Source organism: Jatrophihabitans lederbergiae (assembly GCF_031845305.1).
GTDB lineage: Bacteria > Actinomycetota > Actinomycetes > Mycobacteriales > Jatrophihabitantaceae > Jatrophihabitans_A > Jatrophihabitans_A lederbergiae.
Window position 1 is genome coordinate 1 of record NZ_JAVREH010000101.1, and the last position, 5453, is coordinate 5453.

Annotated in this window: 8 protein-coding genes; 1 reads left to right on the forward strand and 7 read right to left on the reverse strand. The window is 66.4% G+C overall.

The genetic code is table 11. From position 1 onward, the window contains the following. Positions 1-285: 285 nt before the first annotated feature. The 5 genes from RM423_RS23870 to RM423_RS23890 are packed head-to-tail and all read right to left on the reverse strand — an operon-like array spanning position 286 to position 3574. Complete coding sequence (locus RM423_RS23870; RefSeq protein ID WP_311425541.1) at positions 286-678, reverse strand: cation:dicarboxylate symporter family transporter; 393 nt, start codon at positions 676-678, stop codon at positions 286-288. A 39-nt stretch (positions 679-717) separates the two neighbouring features. Then, a complete protein-coding gene (locus tag RM423_RS23875) occupies positions 718-1152 on the reverse strand; it encodes a RidA family protein (RefSeq protein ID WP_311425542.1) in 435 nt (144 codons plus the stop codon). A gap of 24 nt (positions 1153-1176) precedes the next feature. Then, a complete protein-coding gene (locus RM423_RS23880; RefSeq protein WP_311425543.1) occupies positions 1177-1869 on the reverse strand; it encodes an HAD-IA family hydrolase in 693 nt (230 codons plus the stop codon). Beyond that, a complete protein-coding gene (locus RM423_RS23885; protein WP_396327853.1) occupies positions 1866-2852 on the reverse strand; it encodes a pyridoxal-phosphate dependent enzyme in 987 nt (328 codons plus the stop codon). Before RM423_RS23885 ends, RM423_RS23880 begins: the two co-directional genes overlap by 4 nt. Positions 2853-2893: 41 nt before the next feature. After that, a complete protein-coding gene (locus RM423_RS23890) occupies positions 2894-3574 on the reverse strand; it encodes a GntR family transcriptional regulator (RefSeq protein WP_311425548.1) in 681 nt (226 codons plus the stop codon). 110 nt (positions 3575-3684) lie between these two features. Here RM423_RS23890 and RM423_RS23895 point away from each other — a divergent pair, with 110 nt between their 5' ends. Beyond that, entirely contained in the window at positions 3685-4089 is a 405-nt protein-coding gene (locus tag RM423_RS23895) for a sigma-70 family RNA polymerase sigma factor family protein (RefSeq protein WP_311425545.1), read from the forward strand. A 23-nt stretch (positions 4090-4112) separates the two neighbouring features. Here the strand turns inward: RM423_RS23895 and RM423_RS23900 are convergent, their stop codons facing one another. Beyond that, positions 4113-4349 (reverse strand): hypothetical protein, encoded by a 237-nt coding sequence (locus RM423_RS23900; RefSeq protein WP_396327854.1) that lies wholly within the window; start codon positions 4347-4349, stop codon positions 4113-4115. A 221-nt stretch (positions 4350-4570) separates the two neighbouring features. Continuing rightward, positions 4571-5143, reverse strand: coding sequence for a GNAT family N-acetyltransferase (locus RM423_RS23905; RefSeq protein ID WP_311425547.1), 573 nt, complete (start codon positions 5141-5143; stop codon positions 4571-4573). Positions 5144-5453: the final 310 nt, after the last annotated feature.

The window sequence follows — 5453 nt, forward strand, 5'->3', positions numbered from 1 at the left end:
GAACGCACCTACAACCAGAAAGCCACCGGCCAGTGGACCCGGCGCACCGAGTGACCTCGGCCCAACAGTCATGCCCTTACGGCACAATCAGAAACCACAAAGGCTGCCGCCTCAAGAACGCCGATCAACAAGCACTGCGTGAAAGTTTCGGGCTAACGCGCGAGCAAGGTCGGCTAGGCGATCGAGAGCTTCATCAAACGCTGGCCCAAGGTCAACGTCGGCAAGCTGGTCGGTCAGCATGCGGCGGGTGCGAATCTCAGCGCTCATGCCTACCTCCTGGGCCGGTCACAGGAATTTAGGTCGCGCGTCGTGGAGGTCAACGCCGTGTCCGAGCCCGACGCCCAGCGCCAGCAGGATGGTGACGGCGAGAATGACGGTCGTGACGACCTCGAAGTAAACGATGCTTTTGGCGGCCAGCCGGCTCGTCGATCTGGCCGATCCGGTTTGTGCGATGGACACCACGATGAGCGGGAACAGCAACGGGATGATGACCATCTCGACCAGGCGGATAAACGCCGTGCCGATGACTTTGAGGTTCTCGCTCAACGTCGGTGCCGCGAACCCGAGGATGAGCCCAATAATAATTCCGGCGACTACCTGGACCCAAAGGTGCGGGATGTAGCGACGGGGTGTGCTGCGGACGGGCTCGTCCGCCGTGGTGCTCGTTGAGACAGCCATGCTGGCACCTTTCGCCTGGTGGGAGCGGTCTGCGCTCGGTTACTCGGTGTTGAGCTGGGTTGGGATGATCGGTATCGGTATCGGTATCGGTAACGGTAACGGCGTACGGCGTTGTGCGGACGCGACAATCTCGATTTCGACGCGGGCGTTGAACGGCAGCGCGTCGACCGCGACACAGGATCGGGCCGGTCGCGGTTCGGGCATCACGGCGGCATAGGCCCGGTTGAGTGCCTGCAGGTCTGCGATGTCGGCGAGGAATACGGTGACCTTGACCGCGTGGGTGAGATCCAGGTCGAACGCGGTCAGCTCGGCTTCGGCGTTGCGCAGCGCCTGGGTTGCTTCGGCTTCCACGCCGCCGGTAACGAATTCGCCGTTACGTACGCCGAGACGGCCGGATACGAAGACAAGGTCGCCTGCAGCGACGGCCGGAGTGTAGGGGTGCGGGGCCTGTGCGTACGTCAACTCTGAAGTCATGGTGTTCCTTGTTCTCTCGGAGTTCTAGTCGGCGTCCGGCTGCGCCGGACGCTGGTGGTCGCCGCCCTCCAGAAAGTCGGGCAGCGTGTCCAGCGAGGGGTGCTCGGCCAGCGGCGGGTTCTCCGGGTCGATCGGCATGCCGACGCGGTTGTGCCACCACACGTCCATACCGACACCACCCGCACCGGGAATGTCGTGTCGTGAGCCGGCAACGAACAGCACCTTCTCCGGTGGCAGGCTCAGCGCGTCGAGAGCCCGCCGATACGGCTCCGGGCGCGGCTTGTAAGCCCCCGCTGTCTCGGCGGTCACGACGACCTCGAACGGTATTTGCACGAGGTCGGCGGCTCGGCGGCCAAGCGTGTCAGAGCAGTTGGTCACGACCCCGATTCGGGCCGAAGCCGCAACCGCGTTCAGCACCGTCGGCGCCTCCGGCCACGGCCGCAACTCGCCCCACCGCCGAGACAGCTGTTGCGCAAGTGTCAGTGGCAGACCTTGTTCCGCGGCCGCCTTGGCCACCAGGGACTCGTAAGGCACGTACGGTCCGGCGCCGTAGGTCAGTCGCAGATACTGCTCACGCCACCGCAACCCCGCACCCGGGTCACCGGCGACGTCGTTCCATAGCGTCCAGGAGTCGATGACGGCGGTCAGCAGGTCGAACAGGACAGCGTCGTACCGCTTGGAGCTGCGGACGATCGATACAACGGTGGTGTTGCTCATCGTGTCTGTGCGCCTGCGAGCAGGGACAGGAACCTGTCTACGCCGACGTTGCCGCCGGACAGGATCACGCCGACCCGGCGTCCGCGGAACCGGTCAGGATGGGTCAGGACGGCGGTGAGCGCGCTGACACCGGAGGGCTCGACCACGACCTTGAGCCGTTCGAACATGAACCGCATCGCGTCGACGAGGTCGTCGTCCTCAACGAGCAGGACGTCGTCTACCTGGCGTCGATTGACCTCGAACGTGAGCCTGCCCGGGATCTCAACCTGCTGCCCATCGGCGATGGTATGAGGAACCGGGATCCGTACCCGCTCACCAGCGGTCAGCGAACGTTTGGTGTCGTCCCCGGCGGCGGGTTCGGCGCCGATGAGTTCCACGCCGGGCAACAACGCGCGGGCGGCGGTCCCGCAACCGGCCATCAGGGCGCCGCCGCTCATCGGCACGACTAGCACATCCAGCTCGCCGACATCCTCGAGGAGTTCCAGGGCGGCGGTCCCCTGCCCGGCCATCACCAGCGGATCGTCATAGGCCGGTATCGGGACCAGGCCGCGATCAGTCGCGAGCTCACCGGCGAGCGCCTCGCGGTCCTCGCTGTAGCGGTCGTAGGTGACGACGCTCGCGCCGTACCCCTCCGTCGCCGCACGTTTGGTGGCAGGTGAATCCGTTGGCATGAGGACGGTCGCTGTCGTCCCCAATAACGAAGCGGCGAGCGCGACAGCCTGCGCGTGATTACCCGAGGACCACGTGCACACGCCTCGGGCGAGTTGCTCCGGCGTCAGTGACGCGATCTTGTTGTAGGCCCCACGGAACTTGAACGCGCCTGCCCGTTGGAAGTTCTCTGCCTTCATCAGCACGGTGGCACCGCTCCACATGTCGAGGGTGCGCGACGTGAGGACCGGGGTTCGGTGCGCGACCCGCTCGAGGCGCTCGGCTGCGGCCCGGATCCCGTCGATTCCTACGATGCCGGGTGCCGGCTCGTCGATGGGATCGTGTTGAGCATGGCCATGCACAGGGGGTGGTTTCGTCACCGGGGGGCACCGCCGCCCGGCGCCGTGCCGTCAGTTATCGAGGACCTGGTGCGAGCGATATGGGCGCGCATCGCCGCCTCTGCGGCGGGCGGGGCGCCGGCACGGACCGCGTCGAGCACGGCCCGCAGCTCGGCGTGACCCTGGCTGCGGTGTTCTGGCGCCTCGGCGACCCGGTCGAGTGCGAGCTGCATCTGCGTATGCATGCGCTCAATCAGCGCAGCAAGCATCGGATTACCGCAATGCAACCCGAGCAGGCTATGGAAATGGGCGTCGGTATGCGCGTAGCCTCCACCATCGCCCTGGCGAATCGCCGAGTGCTGATCGGCGAGTGCTTCTTGCAACTGTTCAATGAGTTCCGGCGTTGCGTTCTGCGCGCATAGCCGGGCGGCCTGCCCCTCCAGCGCCTCACGGACCTCGTGGATCTGACGGACCTCGTCGGCGCCGATTGTCACCACGACTACGCCGCGCCGTGGCCGCTCCACCGCAAGCCCGTCGGCGACCAACTGCAACACCGCCTCACGGACCAGGCCGCGGGACACATCAAGCTGCCGGGCCAGCTCCGGCACCGACAACTGCTGGCCCGGCGCGAGTTCCCCAGCCAAAATTGCTCCCTGCAGCCGCAGCCGGACGGCGTCGATCAATCGCTCGGGCCGCTGCGACATCGCACCGATCATCATCAGATTCAACCTCCCGCCTCTACCGTTTACCGGTAACTGGTAGATGTCAGGGGCTAACCGTAAGGAGCGCGTTCGGGACGGAGTTCGCTGATGGCGACCGCGCCAAGATCGTGCAGCCCGTACCCGAGGATGCGCTCGCTGACTGGGAGGTGGTCGATGCTTTCCTGGCCGCGGCCCGAGGTGGCGACTTCGGTCGGCTGCTGCGCCTGCTGGCTTGGGACGTGGTGGTCGCCGGGGATGCCGACGCAGTGGTAATGGGCACGCCCGAGCGCATCACGGGTCGGGAGGAGGTCGCGCACTTCTTCAACGGGGCGGCGAAGGCGGCGCCGCCGGTTTTCGTCGAGGATCGTCCGGGGGGCGCGTGGATCCACCGCGGCGAGGCCAGGGTGGCCTTCGACTTCACCGTGGTCCACGGCGCGGTAACCCGAATCGATTTCCGCGCCCAGCCGGCGGTGCTGGCCGGCGTAGGGCGCCGCAAGGGCCCGGACCCCGTCGACCGGGGTGCGCTCGACTGATCTCGGGCGCACCCCGGCCCGGTTCAGGCTTCGGGCAGGTCGGCGAACGCCTTCTTCGTCTTGCGGTACCACCCCATCGACCGGGCAGGGTGGCGCCAGCGACCCTTCATTTCCTCATGCGCCGGCTCGTGGGCGGGGTCGCCTCCGCCGACCGCTTCCCGCAGGTGTCGGTCCTGCGCCTTGATGACGTCCTCGGCAGTCTCCCCGCTCAGTCTCAGGTCGCACGGTCCGCCCAGCTGGCGACAGGTCATGATCCTCATCGGCATCTCCTCGTGGTGTTGCTGGATCACGTTGACGAGCGCGTTCACGCCCTGTTGACGGACCCTGCCACCGGAATGTGACTGCTGGAGCCCGTCGACGCTCCGAACGCCACGTTCGGCAGAGGTTCGTGATCACTCAGGCCACACGCCCACGCCGCGAACCGCGCGCCCGTCCGGTCGAGGATGGTCTTTCGGGGCTGCCGCGCCGTCCAGCGGTCACGTCAGGTGCGGTCGGACTGCCAAGTCGCCCGGGTGATCTCGTACTCGACTTCGCCGTGCTCGGCGCCCGGTATCGGGTCTGGGTATGGCTCTGCGGTGATGAACCCGCGGGCGAAGGTCATGCCGATGGAGACCATGGTCGCCCGAGAGGCGGCATTGGCGGCCATCGCTTGAGCGAAGATCCGGTCCAGCCCTAAGTCTTCGAATCCGTAGCGGATGAGATCGGCGGCTCCCTCGCTGGCGTACCCGCGGCGCCAGTGCCGTCGCAGCAGCCGATAACCCAGGTCAGCTTCGCCGGGGACCTTCGGCTGATCTGGTCCGTTCGGCGGCTGCAGGATCCACCAGCCGAGGAATACGTCGTCGGCGAACCCGACCCAGAAGCCGAGGCCGGGGACGTTGTGCGACGCTGCGAGCCGACGCCGATGCGACTGCTCGACCTCGACGCGCGAATGCGGCCGACCGGCGGTGTAGCGCATGACGTCAGGATCGGAATCGAGTTCGACCTCGAGCTCGAGGTGCTCCTCTGACAGCGGCACGAGGTGCAGCCGGTTGGTGGTCAGCCTCGGTTGACTCATGCCTGGATCATGGCGGCGACAAACACGATTCAGGGCACGACGAGCCGAGGTCGCGCTGAAGCATGCTGAAACTCGGCGGCCCGAACGCCGGATCAAACGCATCGTCGCGCATGCGGTCGAACCGAGCAGTAGTCTGCACCGGTCGCAAGTCACACTGACCACATCTGTCGCCGGTGAACGGTCGGCTACCGGACGCTCATCTCGTTGTCGTTCTGCGGAACCTGAGCGTCGTTGGCTAAGAAGGCTGCTTTGTTATTGCAGCCCTACCGACGCGAAGCAGGTTCAGGACATCGACGACTGTGTCCGCCAT